Source organism: Acinetobacter sp. YH12126 (assembly GCF_013418745.1).
GTDB classification, from domain to species: Bacteria; Pseudomonadota; Gammaproteobacteria; order Pseudomonadales; family Moraxellaceae; genus Acinetobacter; species Acinetobacter amyesii.
On record NZ_VPBM01000012.1, the window covers coordinates 73,441 to 92,193 of the forward strand.

18 protein-coding genes and 2 tRNA genes are annotated in these 18,753 nt (G+C 40.4%); 10 read left to right on the forward strand and 10 right to left on the reverse strand.

Features of this window, described 5'->3' with window-relative positions; all coding sequences use genetic code 11:
• Positions 1-23: 23 nt before the first annotated feature.
• The 4 genes from pgaB to FTU62_RS10370 all read right to left on the reverse strand — a co-directional run bounded on the left by pgaB (position 24) and on the right by FTU62_RS10370 (position 5,120).
• Positions 24-1,280, reverse strand: a complete 1,257-nt coding sequence (gene pgaB, locus FTU62_RS10355) for a poly-beta-1,6-N-acetyl-D-glucosamine N-deacetylase PgaB (RefSeq protein ID WP_180102608.1) — start codon at positions 1,278-1,280, stop codon at positions 24-26.
• A gap of 304 nt (positions 1,281-1,584) precedes the next feature.
• Positions 1,585-3,297, reverse strand: a complete 1,713-nt coding sequence (locus tag FTU62_RS10360; protein ID WP_111884397.1) for a flotillin family protein — start codon at positions 3,295-3,297, stop codon at positions 1,585-1,587.
• A 176-nt stretch (positions 3,298-3,473) separates the two neighbouring features.
• Complete coding sequence (locus FTU62_RS10365) at positions 3,474-4,112, reverse strand: YqiJ family protein (RefSeq protein WP_111884396.1); 639 nt, start codon at positions 4,110-4,112, stop codon at positions 3,474-3,476.
• Positions 4,113-4,577: 465 nt separating this feature from the next.
• Positions 4,578-5,120 carry a hypothetical protein gene (locus FTU62_RS10370; protein WP_111884395.1) on the reverse strand — a complete coding sequence of 181 codons (543 nt, stop codon included), beginning with the start codon at positions 5,118-5,120 and terminating at the stop codon, positions 4,578-4,580.
• A gap of 321 nt (positions 5,121-5,441) precedes the next feature.
• Here FTU62_RS10370 and cysD point away from each other — a divergent pair, with 321 nt between their 5' ends.
• The 7 genes from cysD (at position 5,442) to FTU62_RS10405 (ending at position 11,112) form a co-directional block, all read left to right on the forward strand.
• Complete coding sequence (gene cysD, locus FTU62_RS10375) at positions 5,442-6,356, forward strand: sulfate adenylyltransferase subunit CysD (protein ID WP_078189893.1); 915 nt, start codon at positions 5,442-5,444, stop codon at positions 6,354-6,356.
• A gap of 129 nt (positions 6,357-6,485) precedes the next feature.
• On the forward strand, positions 6,486-8,099 hold the full coding sequence (gene cysN / locus FTU62_RS10380; RefSeq protein ID WP_180079066.1) for a sulfate adenylyltransferase subunit CysN: 1,614 nt from the start codon (positions 6,486-6,488) through the stop codon (positions 8,097-8,099).
• 123 nt (positions 8,100-8,222) lie between these two features.
• Positions 8,223-8,870: a DUF4433 domain-containing protein gene (locus FTU62_RS10385; RefSeq protein ID WP_218948614.1), complete on the forward strand. Its 648-nt coding sequence runs from the start codon at positions 8,223-8,225 to the stop codon at positions 8,868-8,870.
• 9 nt (positions 8,871-8,879) lie between these two features.
• Positions 8,880-9,917 (forward strand): macro domain-containing protein, encoded by a 1,038-nt coding sequence (locus tag FTU62_RS10390; RefSeq protein WP_180041682.1) that lies wholly within the window; start codon positions 8,880-8,882, stop codon positions 9,915-9,917.
• 85 nt (positions 9,918-10,002) lie between these two features.
• Positions 10,003-10,524, forward strand: coding sequence for a PadR family transcriptional regulator (locus FTU62_RS10395; RefSeq protein WP_180102609.1), 522 nt, complete (start codon positions 10,003-10,005; stop codon positions 10,522-10,524).
• A complete protein-coding gene (locus FTU62_RS10400; RefSeq protein WP_180011006.1) occupies positions 10,521-10,838 on the forward strand; it encodes a DUF3861 domain-containing protein in 318 nt (105 codons plus the stop codon). The genes FTU62_RS10395 and FTU62_RS10400 overlap by 4 nt, the downstream gene beginning before the upstream one ends.
• A 13-nt stretch (positions 10,839-10,851) precedes the next feature.
• Entirely contained in the window at positions 10,852-11,112 is a 261-nt protein-coding gene (locus tag FTU62_RS10405) for a DUF2798 domain-containing protein (RefSeq protein WP_078192975.1), read from the forward strand.
• A gap of 13 nt (positions 11,113-11,125) precedes the next feature.
• Here FTU62_RS10405 and FTU62_RS10410 read toward each other — a convergent pair whose 3' ends face one another.
• Positions 11,126-11,476, reverse strand: coding sequence for a co-chaperone YbbN (locus FTU62_RS10410; protein WP_180102610.1), 351 nt, complete (start codon positions 11,474-11,476; stop codon positions 11,126-11,128).
• A 131-nt stretch (positions 11,477-11,607) separates the two neighbouring features.
• Between FTU62_RS10410 and FTU62_RS10415 the strand changes: the two genes are divergently transcribed.
• Positions 11,608-12,600, forward strand: a complete 993-nt coding sequence (locus FTU62_RS10415) for an NAD(P)H-quinone oxidoreductase (RefSeq protein ID WP_180102611.1) — start codon at positions 11,608-11,610, stop codon at positions 12,598-12,600.
• Between the two features lie 155 nt (positions 12,601-12,755).
• Here the strand turns inward: FTU62_RS10415 and FTU62_RS10420 are convergent.
• Together FTU62_RS10420 and FTU62_RS10425 are read right to left on the reverse strand one after the other, a co-directional pair.
• Positions 12,756-12,841 (reverse strand) — tRNA-Leu (locus FTU62_RS10420).
• A 10-nt stretch (positions 12,842-12,851) separates the two neighbouring features.
• A tRNA-Cys gene (locus FTU62_RS10425) sits at positions 12,852-12,925 on the reverse strand.
• Between the two features lie 152 nt (positions 12,926-13,077).
• Between FTU62_RS10425 and folD the strand changes: the two genes are divergently transcribed.
• Both folD and FTU62_RS10435 read left to right on the forward strand, forming a co-directional pair.
• Positions 13,078-13,926: a bifunctional methylenetetrahydrofolate dehydrogenase/methenyltetrahydrofolate cyclohydrolase FolD gene (gene folD, locus FTU62_RS10430; RefSeq protein WP_078189885.1), complete on the forward strand. Its 849-nt coding sequence runs from the start codon at positions 13,078-13,080 to the stop codon at positions 13,924-13,926.
• 237 nt (positions 13,927-14,163) lie between these two features.
• Positions 14,164-14,832 (forward strand): methyltransferase, encoded by a 669-nt coding sequence (locus tag FTU62_RS10435; RefSeq protein ID WP_078189884.1) that lies wholly within the window; start codon positions 14,164-14,166, stop codon positions 14,830-14,832.
• Positions 14,833-14,900: 68 nt separating this feature from the next.
• On the opposite strand, the gene FTU62_RS10440 is transcribed toward FTU62_RS10435, so the two are convergent.
• From FTU62_RS10440 to FTU62_RS10450, 3 genes are all read right to left on the reverse strand, one after another.
• Positions 14,901-15,329 (reverse strand): hypothetical protein, encoded by a 429-nt coding sequence (locus tag FTU62_RS10440; protein ID WP_180102631.1) that lies wholly within the window; start codon positions 15,327-15,329, stop codon positions 14,901-14,903.
• A gap of 198 nt (positions 15,330-15,527) precedes the next feature.
• Entirely contained in the window at positions 15,528-16,847 is a 1,320-nt protein-coding gene (locus FTU62_RS10445; RefSeq protein ID WP_078190125.1) for an MFS transporter, read from the reverse strand.
• A gap of 287 nt (positions 16,848-17,134) precedes the next feature.
• The gene (locus tag FTU62_RS10450) at positions 17,135-18,454 is read right to left on the reverse strand and encodes an MFS transporter (RefSeq protein ID WP_078192971.1); all 1,320 of its coding nucleotides are present in this window, start codon (positions 18,452-18,454) and stop codon (positions 17,135-17,137) included.
• Positions 18,455-18,753 lie beyond the last annotated feature (299 nt).

The window sequence follows — 18,753 nt, forward strand, 5'->3', positions numbered from 1 at the left end:
ATCTGATGATGTAGGCATTTGTATCAGTCATTAGCTAGGGCAGGTGCAAATGCCTTTTTTATTTGCTGTGCATCTGGATGATTTTGCACGAAATCATCTGGATAATACCCGATATGTTGCACACCATGTTGTTCCAGTAAACGGATGGTGTCAGTCAGTTCCTGATTGGAAATAGGTTTTTGATGATTCCAATCGGTCACTTGAAGTTCAAAAATGGTACGGCTCAAATTGGGATCATATTTTTTGGCACGCTCGATCAAGTTTAAATAAAACTGACGATGGTCATCTGCTTTTTCCATATAGGGCATGGCCATGATGGCGTTGTAATCATAATGTTGATACGTGCTGGCATTGGACTGGCTAAACCATTTTTCACTGTTCGGGTTCAGCACAGCTTCAGCATACATATTGCGAGCAAAATGTAAGTCGGGTTGCTGCTGTTTTAAAATCTGACTGATGCCTTCAGCAAATTGGTCTAAATAGGCGGTTTTGTAGCGTGAAAATTCAAGCTGCTGCGCATGCTTTGGTTGTCCAATCAATTGTTGATCGAAGCCCCATGTTTTGTAGGTCTGAAGCGCTGCGGTACTATTATCCTCAAAATCATTGAGAGTGATATCATCGTGATAAAGAATGCCATCTACTTTATTCTGCTGAATAAAATCTAGAAAAATTTCTGCTGTGTATTGTTGGTTTCTCGGGTCAAAGGGTGATATCCGAATATAACCTTTTTTTTCACTTTGGCTTTTTACATATTGCAGAGGGTACTGTTTCGGGAACTCCCACGCAATTAAAGGCAGCCATGCATATACAGTTTTTACTTGAGTCTGCTGTCGTATTTCGTGCAAAACACGTTGAAATAAATCTGAGCGCATTGGGATATAGCGATTTTTAAAATACACCGCATCAGCCGAACCATTGGCATCAGGGTCTGCAAAAGCTTGTAGAAAAATCGTATTGGCTTCAATGCGACGGATACGTTCAATCAATGCGCGGATATTTTTTTCTTGTTGAGCCTGATTGGCATCATATACATAATCTAAGTCGATATGCATGATGCGCATACGCTCTGTAGTGCTTGGCTTTGGTGTTTTGCTGGTCAAGGTTTGATGTAAAGGATTGGCTGATGCATATTGCTTGACCAAATCTTGTATAGGGTGGTGGGTAATACGTACCGTTTCAGCACTGCTACAGCCTGAAAAGACCAAACCGAAGCAGGTCATTAGACCTAGTAATTTTTTAAAGGGGCGTAGGGAAGTAACGGCATTTAAGGAAGAAGTCATATTTATACTTGCACTGAGCGTATTATCATTCGTAAATGTTTTCATCGCATATTTTGCTGCACGTTTTAGCAAGTACAGCTAAGCAGAATATGATGAATTTGAAGATTGTAGCAAGATTGCAGGGGAAGGGTTATTCTTGAAAGTGTGATTTGGTTTGCACTTTGTTGTGATCCAGTATTTCGTCATTTTACAGTCATGATTTGATACTGAACTTATTTTTTTAGCTTTATGAGTATTCCTTGTCGATGATCTCAATAAAAAAACCGCAGGATTAAGCTGCGGTTTTTTTAGCGTGTAAAACGAATTAACCAGCTTTTTTGTTTAAGCTCTGAGTTAAACCATTAATATCGCCACCTTGGATACCAAGCTCACTCATCAAGCTATCAATCAGTGGGGCCTGGCTGCGGTAGCGTAGGGCACTATTTACCACTTGGTCTGACAAGGCAACATTACCGCTACCTTCGTGGTGAGCATCACCTTGGCAAGAACCTGCATGTCCACCATTTAGGCCATTCACTTGCAAAATCTTAATGTCATCAATGTTTTCCATTGGTTTAACACTTTCGCGAATGATTTCAGGTAAGTATTTCAACATCGCTAAACGAATTTGCATTTCAACCTGTTCAGATGACAATACGTTGTTTGCTTCGTTCACTGCACGTGTACCTTCAGCATCAACTTGGTATTGTTTTTCCATCGCTTGAGCCAAGAGAACTTTTGCGTCAGCTTCACCTTTGGCTTTTAAGCGAACTTTTTCAGCTTCGGCTTCAGCTGCAATACGAATTGCTTCTGCATCATCTGCGGCTGCTTGTTTACCCGCTTCAGCCGCGACAGTAATGGCAATCGCATCTTTCTCCGCTTTTTCTTTCGCAGAGACCAATTCAACAGCTTTTTGACGTTCAGCTTGTTGGATTTGACGAACGGTAATCACTTCTTCTTCGGCTTTTACCGCTTGAGCACGGGCTTGATCGGCATGTGCTTTAGCTTCAGATTCAGCACGAGATTTTTCAGCAATGGCAATTGCACGGTCTTGCTCAGCGAGTTCAATGGTTTTCTTTTGTTCCACTTGGGCTTGCTGAATAATTTGTGACTTTTGAATATTTTGATTTTCAACGTCACGTGCAGCAGTAATACGCTTTAAGTCAACTTCACGTTCAGCAGCAATACGCGCTTCTTCGGCTTCACGTTTTTTAGCAGCTTCTTGTGATGCAATTTCTGCAAGCTGTTCTGCACGACGGATTGAAATTTCACGTTCTTGTTGCAGTTTTGCATATTCTTCTTCACGCAAAATTTGTAGACGTGCTTGTTCTGCTTCTAAGTTCTTGGTCTTAATTGCAAGATCTGCATCTTGTTCAATCGCATTACGTTTACGACGACGGTCTTCAATGGTTTCTGTCAGTTTAGTTAAACCTTCAGCATCGAACGCATTTTGTGGGTTAAAGTATTTAAAGCCTGTTTGGTCTAAGCCAGTTAATGAAACGGTTTCAAGTTCCAAACCGTTTTTATGTAAATCTTCAGACACCACTTGCTGAACTTTTTGTACGAAGTCGACACGTTTTTCATGCAACTCTTCCATCGCCATTTCTGCGGCAACTGCACGTAGAGAGTCAACAAATTTTCCTTCGACCAAATTCTTTAACTCATTTGGCGACATGGTCTTTTGACCTAAAGTCTGTGCTGCGGTAGCAATCGAATCTGCGGTTGGTTTCACACGGACATAGAACTCCGCCATCACATCGACACGCATACGGTCACGTGTAATCAGCGCTTGGTCATCTGCACGGCGTACTTCAAGACGTAGGGTGTTCATATTGACTGGAATAATTTCATGCAGCACAGGAAGCACAATAGCACCGCCACCTAAAATCACTTTTTCACCGCCGAAGCCTGTACGCACAAATGAAATTTCTTTACTTGAGCGACGATAAAGTCGAGCAATAATAAAACCAATAAAAATAAGTGCGGCAAAAATTATCCCGACTGTTACAAGGATACCGCTTGGAATAATGTCTAACATGGACGTTTATCTCTTTTGTTGTAGTTCAAGTTAACCCTCTAAAGTGCTAACAAGTTTGGTTTAAAAATCAGTATTTTGTTGACTCATCATGACTTCGAGATTTACAGAAGGAATGATGCGTTAAATGTATTTATATGGTGTTAGAAGAACTGATCGAGCATCAATTCATTAAAAATTTAGAGCATGGTGGCTTGAAAGCCTACATTTGTTTTTTGGGTTAAAACCACTGATTGACCTTGGCTGAAAATTTCATCTTGTTCAGGTTCAACCAAAATATAATGGGTCAATCCGTGTTGATCTTTGACTTTGGCTTGAGCAGGAGACTGTGGTCGTGCATCACCCAAAATGATCGTGGCCGTTCTACCGATCAATTCATCACTATAAATGGCGGTTGTTTCATCTTGCGGTAAAATACGGGCAATGAGCATTGCGCTAAAACGTACGAAGGGCATGCACAGAAAAATACATGCAGGTGCAATAATCCATGCACTGAACATCATACTGGTCATTTGGTTAACGACGGCTTGAATAGTAAAGCCCAATAAACTATAGACACATAAGAAAATGATGAGCCATACAAACAGCGGAATACGACCTAAATACAACCAATCGAGCACACGTGTCACGATACCTGCATCGGCATCTACACCTAGCTCTGCATTATGACCAACATCCTCAGGTAGGAATTGATCTAAGAAGCCTTGAGAACCACCCCCTAAAATTGTTAACACAATCTCAAAAAGCCCAAACAAGAACATTAAGCAGAGACTGATGCTAAACACGATATTAGACGGGTGAGTAAACAATTCCCACATTATATTTATCTCTATATTTATGCTTATAAAAAATCAAAAAAAATAATTCTGGCTGAATTTTTTTCAGTAAATAAAATAACATTATCTGTCGAAATTGTGTAAAAAAATTACAGATCAGATTAACAAAAAGTCGGCTTTTATGTGAGCTATTACTAAGTTTTTCTTTAAAAATAGTTGATCAATTAAGTCGGGATTATCTAAATCTAAAGTTAATAGTATTTCTGCTTTACCCATTTAAGATTTAAGTCATTGTGATCAATCAAATTTTCAGTCTAATTGCAGATATATAAGTGGTCGTGCTTAACGGAGAGAAATGGCTTGTTAAAAGGCACAGAAAACAATGTTAGGAAATGTAAATTTATAACCGTCACGGCAGTGCTGAGAAGCTTTACCGTGACTTTCGATGTCATATGGAGATTTGAACTGGTGTTCAATAGAGCGCTTTTTAGTAAGCTTTAACCCTTTTTATAACAATGAAGTTTGAATGCGTACTTTCATATCTAATGCGGCTTGAACAATAAAGGTTTTCATCCACTTCACTTGTTCGCCCATCGGATTGGTTTTAATCGCAGTGTCTAAAAAGCCCATGCTTTCAAGTTGAAACAATTGCTTTTCGATCTCTTCTTCTAACTGGGTGCTATTGGCTGCGAGCGGGAAATGGATTAAGTGAAATGCTTTGGGAAAATTATAAAAAGCATAGAGCAGATTAAATGCGCGTTGATCGGCCTTTAAATTGCCAGCGCCAATTTCGTAGCCGCGATCTTGGTTACTGTGAGTCACCCCAATCAAAAATTCGAGTTTATTGTCCAAAAGTCGTAGGCCGAACTGAAGGCCAATTTGGTCAGCACTCAGCTCATGTTGGATAAAGTTATTCAGCGGGCTGCCGTCATCATTTAAGGCTTCTTGGAGCACAAGCATGTGTGAAGAATGCTGATAAATATAGCCAGCAAGACCTGCTGCTTCAATCAGCGACTTTAAGGTTTCAAGCGTATAGTGACTATATGGCATATCAATAACTATTGGAGAGTGATATAGCTACTTTAGGTAATTTGAGCGAGTTTGAATACCGATTGTTTAGAGGATTTAGCGATTAGTTAATTGATAAAAAATTGCGTAAACTTAGGGATCTCGGACTAGAATAATAATGAAATTGATAAGTCTATCGTATTAAATTAATTAAAATTGATAAGCAGTATCAGACAATTTGTATATGACGAATAAGAATATCAATATCACAAAACAAGCAATCGTTATGAAAGCTTAATCACTATAATGTATATATATCTTTAAAAGTGTAATAAGTACACATATTCTAAGCTGGTGTTGTCCATGTCATTAAATGAGGAAAGACTTACTCATCTTAAACAGCTTGAAGCTGAGAGTATTCATATCATCCGTGAAGTTGCTGCTGAGTTCGAAAACCCAGTCATGCTGTATTCAATCGGTAAAGATTCAGCGGTCATGCTGCATCTTGCTTTAAAAGCATTCTATCCTGCCAAACTTCCATTCCCACTACTGCATGTAGACACGGGTTGGAAATTTAAAGACATGATTACTTTCCGTGACAACATGGCAAAAGAGCATGGCTTTGATTTGATCGTGCATCAAAACAAAGAAGGTAAAGACGCAGGTGTAAATCCGTTCGATTACGGTAGCTCAAAATATACTGATATCATGAAAACTCAAGGCTTAAAACAAGCACTTGATAAATATCAGTTTGATGCGGCTTTCGGTGGTGCGCGCCGTGACGAAGAAAAATCTCGTGCCAAAGAACGTGTTTACTCATTCCGTGATACCAAACACCGTTGGGACCCTAAAAACCAACGTCCTGAACTTTGGAATCTTTACAACGGTAAAGTGAACAAAGGCGAAAGTATTCGTGTGTTCCCATTGTCTAACTGGACTGAGTTGGATATTTGGCAATACATCTACCTTGAAAATATTAAATTGGTTCCTTTGTATTTGGCTGCTGAACGTCCAGTGGTTGAGCGTAACGGTACTCTGATCATGGTTGATGATGAGCGTATGCGTTTGAACGAAGGTGAAGTGCCACAAATGAAATCGGTGCGTTTCCGTACTTTAGGTTGTTACCCACTGACAGGTGCAGTTGAATCAACTGCAACAACTTTACCGGAAATTATCCAAGAGATGCTTTTAGCCACCACATCTGAACGTCAAGGCCGTATGATCGACCATGACGAAGCAGGTTCGATGGAAAAGAAAAAGCAGGAAGGTTACTTCTAAAAATCTCTCCCCTTGCGCAGCAGTGCTGCTCATCTTTGAAAAAGAGATGAGAAAGTCCCCCTTTTATAAAGGGGGAAATAGGGGGATTAAAAGAAACCGATTTCAAAAGAATATGTGGAGCTTTGAGCAATGTCTCATCAATCAGATTTAATTAGCCAAGACATCTTGGCGTATTTAAAACAACACGAAAATAAAGACCTTCTTCGTTTCCTGACTTGCGGTAACGTGGATGATGGTAAATCGACTTTAATTGGCCGTTTGCTTTACGATTCAAAATTGATTTATGAAGATCAATTGCAAGCCGTGACTCGTGACTCTAAAAAAGTAGGTACTACGGGTGATGCACCTGACTTGGCTTTACTTGTCGATGGTCTGCAAGCGGAACGTGAGCAGGGTATTACCATTGACGTGGCTTACCGTTATTTCTCTACTGAAAAACGTAAGTTCATTATTGCTGACACCCCGGGGCATGAGCAGTACACACGTAACATGGCGACTGGTGCGTCGACTGCCGATTTAGCGATCATCTTGATTGATGCGCGTTATGGCGTTCAAACTCAGACTCGTCGTCACTCATTTATTGCAAGCCTTTTGGGTATTCGCAACATTGTGGTTGCAGTGAACAAAATGGATTTGGTTGAATTCTCTGAAGCGCGCTTCAATGAAATTCAAGCAGAGTACAACGAGTTCGTAAACCAATTGGGCGATCGTAAACCTGCGAATATTATCTTCACGCCAATTTCTGCGTTGAATGGTGATAACGTTGTAAACAAATCTCCATCTACACCTTGGTACCAAGGTCAGACTTTAATGGAGACTTTGGAAACTGTTGAAATTTCGCATGATACGAGCAAGCACGAATTCCGTTTCCCAGTTCAGTATGTTAACCGTCCGAACCTCGATTTCCGTGGCTTCTGCGGTACGATTGCACTTGGTGAAGTAAAAGTTGGCGATACCATTACTGCATTACCATCTGGTAAGTCTTCGACTGTTAAAGAAATCGTGACTTTTGACGGTAACTTAGACCATGCTGTTGCAGGTCAAGCGGTAACACTTACGCTAAATGATGAAATTGATATTTCACGTGGTAACGTTTTAGTTAAAGCAGGCGAACAGCCGTTAATTTCACGTTCTGCACGTGCCTCTGTGGTATGGATGACAGATGCGCCTTTAGTGGTTGGTAAACTGTATAATGTGAAGTTTGGTACACAAACTATTCCTGCGAAAGTAGCTAAAATTAACTACCGTACCAATGTAAACACATTGGAAAAAACGGAAGTTGCTGAACTTGCATTGAACTCGATTGCTGACGTTACAATTGAATTTGATGCACCAGTGGTATTTGACCGTTATCAAGACAGCCGTTACACAGGTTCATTTATATTTATTGACCGTTTAAGCAACGTGACTGTTGGTGCGGGCATGGTTGAATCTGCGGTTGAATGGACTGCACACAACGAGCCTGTAACTGCTGAAGCGCGTGCTGCACGTTTAGGTCAAAAACCTGCTGCGGTAACTGTGACTGCAAAAGCCCTTGAAAATGCGCAAGCGATTGAAAGCTTGTTGATTCAACAAGGTGTGGTTGCGATTGCGAAAGCGGGTCTTTCTGCTGATCAAGTTGCGCTGGTTCGTGAAACTGGTGTGGTTGTGATTACAGATGCGACCGAAGGCACTGATGTGACTTATGCCTTCGATGCTGCTGAAGAAGTTGCTGAGAAAATTGTTGAGTTGGTTCGTCTGTAATAGATTGAATTGATTTAAAAAAGACCCGCTGATAAGCGGGCTTTTTTATAAAAAGGATATAAATTGAATAATTTAAGTTGATTTTATTTTAAATATCCCAATAAAAAGAAATAGAAAAAATTCATGGATGATTTGATGACAGTACCACTTAACCCATATTTATATCATATTGCGCACATTGATAAACTTTCGTCGATAATATCACATGGATTATTGTCAGATAGTATTGTGTCTCAAAATCAGTTTGGTGGTACGGTAATTGGTCTAAGTCACATAAAGCAAAGGCGTTTAACAGAGCTAACTCTAAGTTGTTATCCTAATTTATATGTGGGGGAATGTGTTCCATTCTATTTTTGTCCCAGATCAGTAATGCTGTATATGATCAATCAGGGTAATTCAGATTTAACGTACAATGGAGGGCAGTCTGATATCATTCATTTGCGTTTTGATATGCATGAATGTGTTCAATGGGCAATAGCTAATAGAAGGCGTTGGGTCTTTACCTCTACTAATGCTGGTTCTAGATTCTTTGAAGATTACAATAATTTAAGTGATCTAAGTCTATTGGATTGGAATGCTATTTCTAGTCGATATTGGAGTAGCTGTAGAGATCAAAAACAAGCTGAATTTTTGATTGAGAATTCAATTTCATGGAATTTAGTTAAAGAAATAGGTGTTGATAATCAAGCTATGTTGAATCGTGTTAACGTTTTATTAGTTGGTCAAACTCATAGGCCACATGTTAGAATCCAACAAGATTGGTACTATTGAGATTTCGTTATGATTACATTTACTCATGGCGACATATTAAAAGCTGATGTGGAAGCTATTGTTAATACAGTTAATTGTGTTGGTGTAATGGGTAGAGGCATTGCTCTTCAATTTAAGAAAGCATGGCCAGATAACTTTAAACACTATGCTGTAGCATGCAAACGAAATGAAGTAGTACCAGGAAAAATGTTCATTTATGAAACATTAGGACTAACTAATCCTAAATATATTATTAATTTCCCGACAAAAAGACACTGGAAAGGTGCAAGTCGTATTGAAGATATTGAATCCGGCTTGCAGAGTTTAGTTTTAGAGATTAAAGATAAAAAAATAAGGTCTATAGCAATTCCTCCTTTAGGAGCAGGTTTAGGGGGATTGGATTGGAAAATTGTCAAAGAAAGAATTGTTCACTATTTAGATGGATTATCAGATATTGATATTTTGATATACGAGCCATTAAATTCAAATATAAAAATTGAAAAAGTAATCAATAAACAAGTGCCAAATATGACTCCAGGTCGTGCAATTTTAATTGAATTAATGCAAAGATATTTAAAAGGTCTACTGGATCCATTTGTTTCTTTGTTGGAAGTACAAAAACTTTTATATTTTATGCAGGAAGCAGGAGAACCCTTGCGCTTAAATTATAAAAAAGCTCTTTATGGACCTTATGCTGATAATTTAAGACATGTATTAAATGTAATGGAAGGGCATTATATTCAGGGATATGATGATGGTGGAGATGATCCTTCTAAAGCACTCAGTTTAGTTCCTGGTGCTGTTGAAGAAGCTCGAGAATATCTTAAGAATTATCCTGAAACATTGCAGCGTTTTGAAAAAGTTACAGATATAGTAGATGGTTTTGAAAGTAGATTTGGTCTGGAGTTACTTGCCTCTGTGCATTGGGTAGCTAAATATGAAGGCTCCAAAGATAGAGAGGAATTAGTAAATAAAATTCATAATTGGAATATAAATAAAAAGAAATTTACTCCACGCCAGATAGATATTGCATATAAGAATTTACAGGATAATTTTGTATTTTCTTAATTTTAAGAACCACTGAAAAGTGGTTTTTTATTTTATAAAATTACAATAAGATATATCTTAATTAACCTTAAGCTATATCTTTCCTATGTCGAAATCAGATCTGATTGCAGATATCGAAAGCACAGCCAAACCGCGAAAACGCCTGTTTGAAGCAGGTGAAATGAAGCTTTTGGTCCTGCATTTTATCGCCCAGCAACCCAAATTCAGCTACGACATCATTAAAGATGTCGGCGCAATCGTAGGCGGTGGTTACAGTCCAAGCACAGGGACAATTTACCCAACGCTGAATTACCTCGAAGAACAGCAATACATCCATGCAGAACTAAATGCGGAAGACCGTAAACAATACAGCGTTACGCAGTCAGGCTTAGCGCATCTGGATGCCGAAAAAGCCACAGTAGAGAAAATTCTGTGTCGTTTTGATACCCGTAAGCAGATTCATAACAACGAACAATACGTCGACATCAAACGTGCGATGGAAAACTTAAAAGCATCACTGCGCATCAAAATTCAGCACTGTGAACTAACACCCGAACAGGTGTATGCCATTTCAGAAAAAATTGATCAGGCGGCAGTCGAAATCAGCCGTATGGAGGTGACACAATGAAACAGCATCAATATGAAATCACGCTCAAACACATTGCTGATGCGCAGGGCAATCCTTCGACTTATACCGAAGCGTTGCAGTTTAATGCCTACAACCATGATGACATGTTTAAGGTGCTGGAGCATTTGACCAAAGCGCAATTGTTAGATGATGAAAAGACCAAAGCCTTTGCTGTGGGTCTGAAACTGTTTGGTGAAACCTTGTTGGAAAATAAAGACCATCCTTTATTTAAAGATTTCATGCCGCATTTCGGCCAATTTATGAAAACACTAAAACAAACCGTAAAAGCCCAGAACGCAGCCCAAGACGAATAATAGGTATTTATAGATGAATCAACTCCCAAAATTTCATCCCAAACACATGACTTGGCTGATGCCCCTAATTTTGTCCGGCATTATGAGCGGCTCAATTTCCTGCTTTAATATGCTGATGAATAAAGGCTTAGTTGAAGGCTTTCTTGGCATTTGGCTGCGCGCATGGAGCATGTCGTGGATGATGGCCTTTCCGCTCATTTTGATCGTGTTGCCATTGGTGCGTAATACGTTAATGAAGTTTGTACGCCTGCCGAATGAGTCTGCATCCAAATAAAAGGAAAATATACTTAGTCATGAGTTGAATGTGACTGCATAGCATCTTGAATGATGGCTGTTAATTCAGTCAGCGATTTAACTCCTGCAATACGTTGAATGACTTGCCCGCGATAAAATACTAAGGTTGAAGGTAGTCCATAAACGTTATAGCGCAAGGTTAGTATCGGTGAGGAATCAATATTTACCTTGCCAAATTTGAGCTGTGCATGCTGTGCGGACATTTGACTTGCGCACTGCTCAAATACAGGGAAGTTCTGCACACAGGGCGCGCACCAGTCTGCATAGAAACGAATCACGGCAAAACCATTGAACCATTCATAGTCGCTGGCGTTATCTTCGTTATATTCAACAACCTGAACCATGTGCTGCCTATTATTAATTTGCTAAATAGTCAGCCAATTATACATAAGTCCATTGTTATTCAATCTGTATGCTTTCTATGTTCAAATAGTGCAGAGATAGATGAATAGTCAATAATTGAAAAGGAAAAACAATGTCACAGCAAAGCATGCAGCAGGTCATTATTACTGAACCGGGCGGTGTTGAAAAACTGGCGTATGAAAGCGTTGCCATCCCAGAAGCGAAAGCGGATGAAGTACTGGTAAAAGTGCATGCCTTTGGCATCAACCGTCCAGACATTTTACAGCGCCAAGGCTTATACCCAATGCCGAAAGGGGTAACACCAGTACCGGGTTTAGAAGTGGCGGGTGAAGTGGTTGCTGTGGGTGCAGAAGTCACTTTGTTTAAAGTGGGTGATAAAGTCTGTGGTCTAACCAATGGTGGCGGTTATGCTGAGTATTGTGTTGTACCTGAAAGCCAAACTTTGAGTATTCCTGAAGGCGTCAGCTTTACCCAAGCAGCGGCCATTCCTGAAACTTTCTTTACGGTCTGGGCGAATGTATTCCAAATGGGCAAAGCCAAAGCAGGTGAAACAGTGCTGATTCATGGTGGAACCAGTGGTATTGGTACAACAGCTATTATGCTGTGTAATGCCTTAGGTATGAAAACCTTTGCAACAGTCGGTTCAGATGAAAAAGTGGCAGCCATCTCAGATATCACGCATGCGATTAATTACAAGACGCAAGACTTTGAGCAAGTGATTAATGAAGCGACCAATGAGCAAGGTGTAGATGTTATTTTAGATATCGTTGGCGCGCCGTATTTGGCGCAGAACCTCAATCTATTACGTCGTGATGGTCGTTTGGTTTATATCGCATTCTTAGGGGGTGCAAAAGCCAAAGAGGTGAAACTGGGTCAAATCATGATGAAGCGTTTGACGATTACAGGCTCAACCATGCGTGCGCGTAATACTGAAGAAAAGGCAGAGATTGCCAAAGGCATTCGGGAAAATGTTGTTCCGTTATGGTCTAAAGGTGAATGCCTGCCAATGATTTACAAAACATTTAAGTTTGATCAAATTCAAGAAGCACATGCAGCCATGGATACAGGCGAGCATGTGGGCAAGATTGTGGTTGAAGTGATCTAAAGGATTATTTTTAAAACGCGATGTATTTGCAGGGTGTTTTAAAATAATTAAAGAGGGCAATGTCCCTCTTTTTTTATTGGTGTGTTAAATTTTAGGCATAAAAAAACCAGCTTATCGCTGGGTTCTTTATTACACCATCTTCAGTAGTAGAAGAATGGTGCCCGAGGCCAGACTCGAACTGGCACGCTTTGTGGGCGGGGGATTTTAAATCCCCTGTGTCTACCGATTTCACCACTCGGGCTTAACAAGATTGGAGGCGGAGGTCGGAATCGAACCGGCGTACACGGAGTTGCAGTCCGCTGCATGACCACTCTGCCACCCCGCCATGTCTTGTTGATGCGTATATTAGCAAGCTCTGAAAAAAAAACAATAGCAGATTCATCTGTATGAGCATAAAAGCAGCACACAAGGTAAAAAATTTAAAATAATCATGTATTATGTGCAAAATTGATTCATATCATCACTTGGAGAAGTGCCGTGGCATTAGTTTTAGATGGTCGTGCATTGGCGAAGAAAATTGAAGCTGACTTGTTGACTCGCGTAGAAGCGCTAAAAGAGAAAACTGGTCGTACCCCAATTCTTGCGACTATTTTGGTAGGTGACGATGGTGCATCTGCAACTTATGTACGTATGAAAGGGAATGCTTGCCGCCGTGTTGGTATGGATTCATTAAAAGTTGAGCTTCCTAAAGAAACCACAACTGAACAATTACTTGCTGAAATTGAAAAATTAAATGCAAACCCAGATGTTCACGGTATTTTGTTACAACACCCAGTACCTGCTCAAATTGATGAGCGTGCATGTTTCGATGCGATCTCTCTTGAAAAAGACGTAGATGGCGTAACTTGCTTAGGTTTTGGTCGTATGGCAATGGGTGAAGCAGCATATGGTTCTGCGACTCCTGCAGGTATCATGACCATTCTAAAAGAAAACAATATTGAAATCGCAGGGAAACACGCGGTTGTTGTGGGTCGTTCTGCAATTTTGGGTAAACCAATGTCTGCGATGCTACTTGAAGCGAATGCAACAGTGACCACTTGCCACTCACGTACTCAAAACTTAGCTGACTTTGTTAAACAAGCTGACATTATTGTAGGTGCGGTAGGTAAAGCTGAATTGATTCAAAAAGATTGGATCAAACCAGGTGCAGTGGTTGTTGATGCTGGCTTTCATCCACGTGATGGCGGCGGTGTAGGTGATATCCAATTGGTGGGTATCGAAGAAATTGCTTCTGCTTATACACCTGTTCCGGGTGGTGTAGGTCCTATGACCATTACAACGTTAATTCGTCAAACTGTTGAAGCTGCTGAAAAAGCGTTGGGTTAATCTTTAGACCTCTCTCTTGCGAAGCAGTGCTTCTCATCTCCTAAAAGTATAGGGAACTGATCGTCTCAAATTGATTCTATGTTGCTCCCTCTCCCTGTGGGAGAGGGTTGGGGTGAGGGTGCTTTTTTATAAATAATCCTCTCCCTAACCCTCTCCTTTAAAAGGAGAGGGAACTTCCGATCTTAATTTAGGCTTATATGACACTAAAACTCTGCATATTCGAAAAATAAAATTCCAATGAGCTGTACTTTCCAATTCCCCAAAGCCCCTGAACATTTACTGAAAGCACTGCATGAAGTCATTCCGCATTGTGAATTACATGCACAACAGTTGCCTGAAACCCCCATTTCTTTATGGTTGATACCGCCTGTATTTCCAACCGATAAATTGGATGATGAAGTCATTCGCCGTATATGGAATGATACGCCGTATTGGATCTTTTGTTGGGCTTCAGGGCTTGCAATGGCGCAGTGGTTGTTGGCAGAGCCGCATCATGTCAAAGATAAAGTGGTGTTGGACTTTGGTGCAGGTTCAGGCGTGGTGGCGATTGCCGCGAAAATGGCAGGGGCGAAACGCGTGATCTGCTGTGACATCGACCAAGTAAGCCTAGATGCTTGCCGTGCGAATGCAGAGTTAAATAATGTCGAACTTGAATATTTGGACGATCTGTATAAAGCCGAACAAGTCGATATTTTATTGGCTGCCGATGTGCTATATGACCAATGCAATCGTTTCTTTTTGGATGAGTTTTTAAAGTTTGCTCCAGAAGTGTGGGTGGCAGACAGTCGTGTGAAAAACTTTAGTCATCCTAAATATGAAAAACTCGATGAACGAAGCGCGACGACATGGCCTGATTTGGATGAATCACCTGAGTTTCGTAATGTGAGTTTTTATAAAACCCTATAAATATTGAACCGATAAAAAATAAGACGCTTTAAGCGTCTTATTTTTTGTCTTTTAAACTGCAAATTTGATTAAGAACAGTTATAGCGAACCACACGTAAGGTTGCAGGGCGAGCATCGAGTGCATCACGTGAGCCTAAGTTTTCAGAGTTACGAAGGTCTGGAGTATTTGACAGTCCAAAGTTCGCACGTGTATTACCAATTTGACGGCCGTACTGGGTATTTTCTAGAGCAGGATTTGCAATTTCGTTCACGCTTAAGATTTGTAATTTATAAGTCTTTTGCGTATTTAATACTTTTTGGCAAGCACGTTGTAATTTATTGGCATCCAGTTGTTGGTTTTGGCGACCCGCTAAAGTATATGCAAGTGTTGCGCTATCTGCAGATTTGGACTCTATTTGAAAGCCCGTTTGACCATTAAAAGCACGTGGAGTGCTTTGGCAAGCAGCCATCGACATTGCAACAATACTCAAACTTAAAACTTTGTAAATATTTTTCATCATTCATTCGCCGTCTTTATTTGTATGCTCAGTATGCCATAGTCCGTCTGTCGACTCGATGGCGAAAACAAAGAAAGCCAAAGAAGTTTGATTAAATCTTTGATGCAGCTGAAACGATGAGTAGATGGAAATGGAGATAAAAAAAGCTCATCAAAATAGGCTTTGATGAGCTTAAGTGGAATAGCAGGGCTGAGCGACTTAATCGTCAGTGATCATGCTATGTTTTTTCGTATCTTTCATGAAGACATAAGTAATTAAAGATAAACCAATCATGAATGTAATGTAGTAGAAGAAGTAGTTTTCATGGCCTGCATTTTTGAAGCTCAAAGCCACAAGTTCTGCGGTACCACCAAAGAGTGTATTTGCAATGGCATAAGGTAGTGCAACACCTAGGGCACGAATGTGCGCAGGGAACAACTCAGCTTTTACTACGGCATTAATCGCAGTATAACCAGTGACAATCACCATACCGCTCATGCAGAGCATAAATGCAGTGGTTGGGCTAGTCGTAGAACCAATACCATTGAAAATTGGAATGGTAAACAGCACACCAAGCACACCAAAGGCGATCATAATTGGCTTACGACCAATTTTGTCTGAAAGCGCACCGACAGCAGGTTGTAATAGCATGAAAATGAAAATTGCAGCAGTGGTAATTTCAGTTGCTGTGGTTTTTTCAAAGCCAGACGTGTTGACCAAATACTTTTGTAAATAAGTGGTAAAGGTGTTGAACGCTAAAGTACCACCGGCAGTCAACATGATCACAGTGAAGGCTTGTTTAGGGTATTTAGTAAATAACGCTAAAGCACCTGATTTTGGACCACCATTTTTAGCTTGTTCTTGAGCTTCTTTAGAGGATTGAGTTTCAACTAAACCGCGACGAATCCAGAACACCACAATAGCGAGTAACGCACCGATGAAGAACGGAACACGCCAGCCCCATTCAGTTAAAGCTTGTTCTGAGAAATTGCGCTGTAAAATAATTAAAACGCAAAGTGCCAGTAGCTGACCTGAAATCAGTGTGACATATTGGAAACTTGAGAAGAAACCACGGTGGTTTTTCCCTGCCATTTCAGTCAAATAGGTCGCACTTGAGCCATATTCACCGCCGACACTTAAGCCTTGGAGTAAACGCGCTAAAAGTAGAATAGCGGGTGCGAGCATGCCTACAGAATCATAGGTTGGTGCACATGCGATCATCAGTGAGCCGACACACATCAACGATACAGACAGCGTTAAACCTGCTTTACGACCTTTACGGTCCGCATAAATACCCATGACCCATGCGCCGATTGGACGCATTAAGAAACCGAGTGCAAAGACTGCAGCTGCTTGTAAGAGTTTTACAGTATTGTCACCGTCAGGGAAAAATTGCGGTGCAAAGTAAAGGGTAAAAGCAGCGTAGACATACCAGTCGTACCATTCAACGAGGTTGCCGGCAGATCCGCCGAGGATAGATTTGACACGAGTTTTTCTATCCAATTGTTCAGGAACAACTGGCTCAGATGAGTTTGACACATCATTCTCCAAGGAATGAATGCAAAACATATCCATTTAAACTCTTTGGGAAAAGTTTAAATCAATATATTTTGTCGAAATGGGAGATGGAACTATATTTAGTTAATTTATACTCCTGTTGTCGCAGAAAATTATGCGACTTTAGTCTATAAAATGCGATATTTTTGACCAGATACATTTTTCACGACTAAATGAAAACAACAAAGCCTCATAGATTGAGGCTTTGATGGGGAAAACATGCTGTTTTTGATCAGCTTGATCAATAAGTCATCATCAAATAACCCTGATCAATGCTCCTGAATTTTGGAGTGGTGTTTGGTGTCTTTCATAAAGACGTAGACCAATAACGAAATAAAAATCATGATGGTTACATAGATGAAAAACCATGACTCGTGACCAGCTTCTTTAAAACTCAGCGCGAAGAATTCTGCCGTACCACCAAAGATGGTATTTGCAAGAGCATAAGGCAGTGCAACACCCAATGCGCGAATATGCGCAGGGAACATTTCTGCTTTTACAACCGCATTGATCGAGGTGTATCCCGTGACAATCACTAGACCTGCGAGACAGAGCCAAAATGCAGTCCAATAATCTTGAGTTTGTCCTAATGCACTAAATAGAACATAGGTGAACAGCACCCCTAAGATCCCGAAGGCGATCATTAGAGGCTTACGACCAATTTTATCGGATAGACCGCCTGCAAGTGGCTGTAAGCACATAAAAATAAACAGCGCTAAGGTGGTGATTTGTGTGGCCTCAGGTTTACTAAAGCCAGAGGTATTGACCAGATATTTTTGCAAATAAGTGGTGTAAGTATAAAAAGCCAATGTCCCCCCAGCTGTTAAAAATAACACCGTGAAGGCTTCTTTCGGATAATGCTTAAATAGAGAAAATAAGCCTGATTCAGGCTGGTCCTTTTGCTCTTGTGCATTTTTGAAGGACTGGGTTTCTAGTAGGCCACGTCGAATACGGAAAACCACTACCGCTAAACACGCACCGATAAAGAACGGAATACGCCAGCCCCAATCATGCAATTGTTCTTCTGTCAGCAACCATTGCAAAATAAGTAGTACGCACAGTGCAGTCAACTGACCTGCAATCAGTGTCACATATTGAAAGCTTGAAAAAAAACCACGACGGTCGCGGTCAGCCATTTCACTGAGGTAGGTCGCACTAGCGCCATATTCACCGCCGACACTTAAACCTTGAATTAGTCGTGCAACCACAAGAATAATCGGCGCCAAAATACCAATTTGGTCATGCGTTGGAGAAATGGCAATCATCAATGAGCCGATACACATGAGTGTGACGGAGAGGGTTAAACCTGACTTTCGACCTTTTTTGTCTGAATAGATCCCCATAATCCATGCACCAATGGGTCGCATGAGGAAACCGACTGCAAAGATGGCCGCAGCTTGGAGAAGCTGTGCAGTCTGGCTACCTTGAGGGAAAAAAGCATGGGCGAAATAGAGGGTGAATGCTGCATAGACATACCAATCGTACCATTCAACAAGATTACCTGCTGAACCTCCGAGAATGGATTTTACTCGGGTCTTTGTATCTAAATTTGATTGAGTAACAATTTCTTCCGTCATTTTAAAATCCATCTTTTTTTATTGTGTGAAAATATCTTATGCGTATCGAAAAGCATGAAATGTAAACTAAAAAAGAGGTTTTGTTGAAAAAGTGTACAAATCAACGGCTTGTTATGAATTTTGCTTTGAATAAGGATTTGTACTATAAAATGATTGATTTCATGCTTGAGCCAGCAATTGTTTAAACGTACATTTAAAATATAACTTCTCATTTAATAAAGGATACAAAAACTCAGCGTACGGATATCTTGATCAAAATAGGTATCTTGATCAAAAAATCATGATCAATGAGAAAAATAATAAAGCAAAGA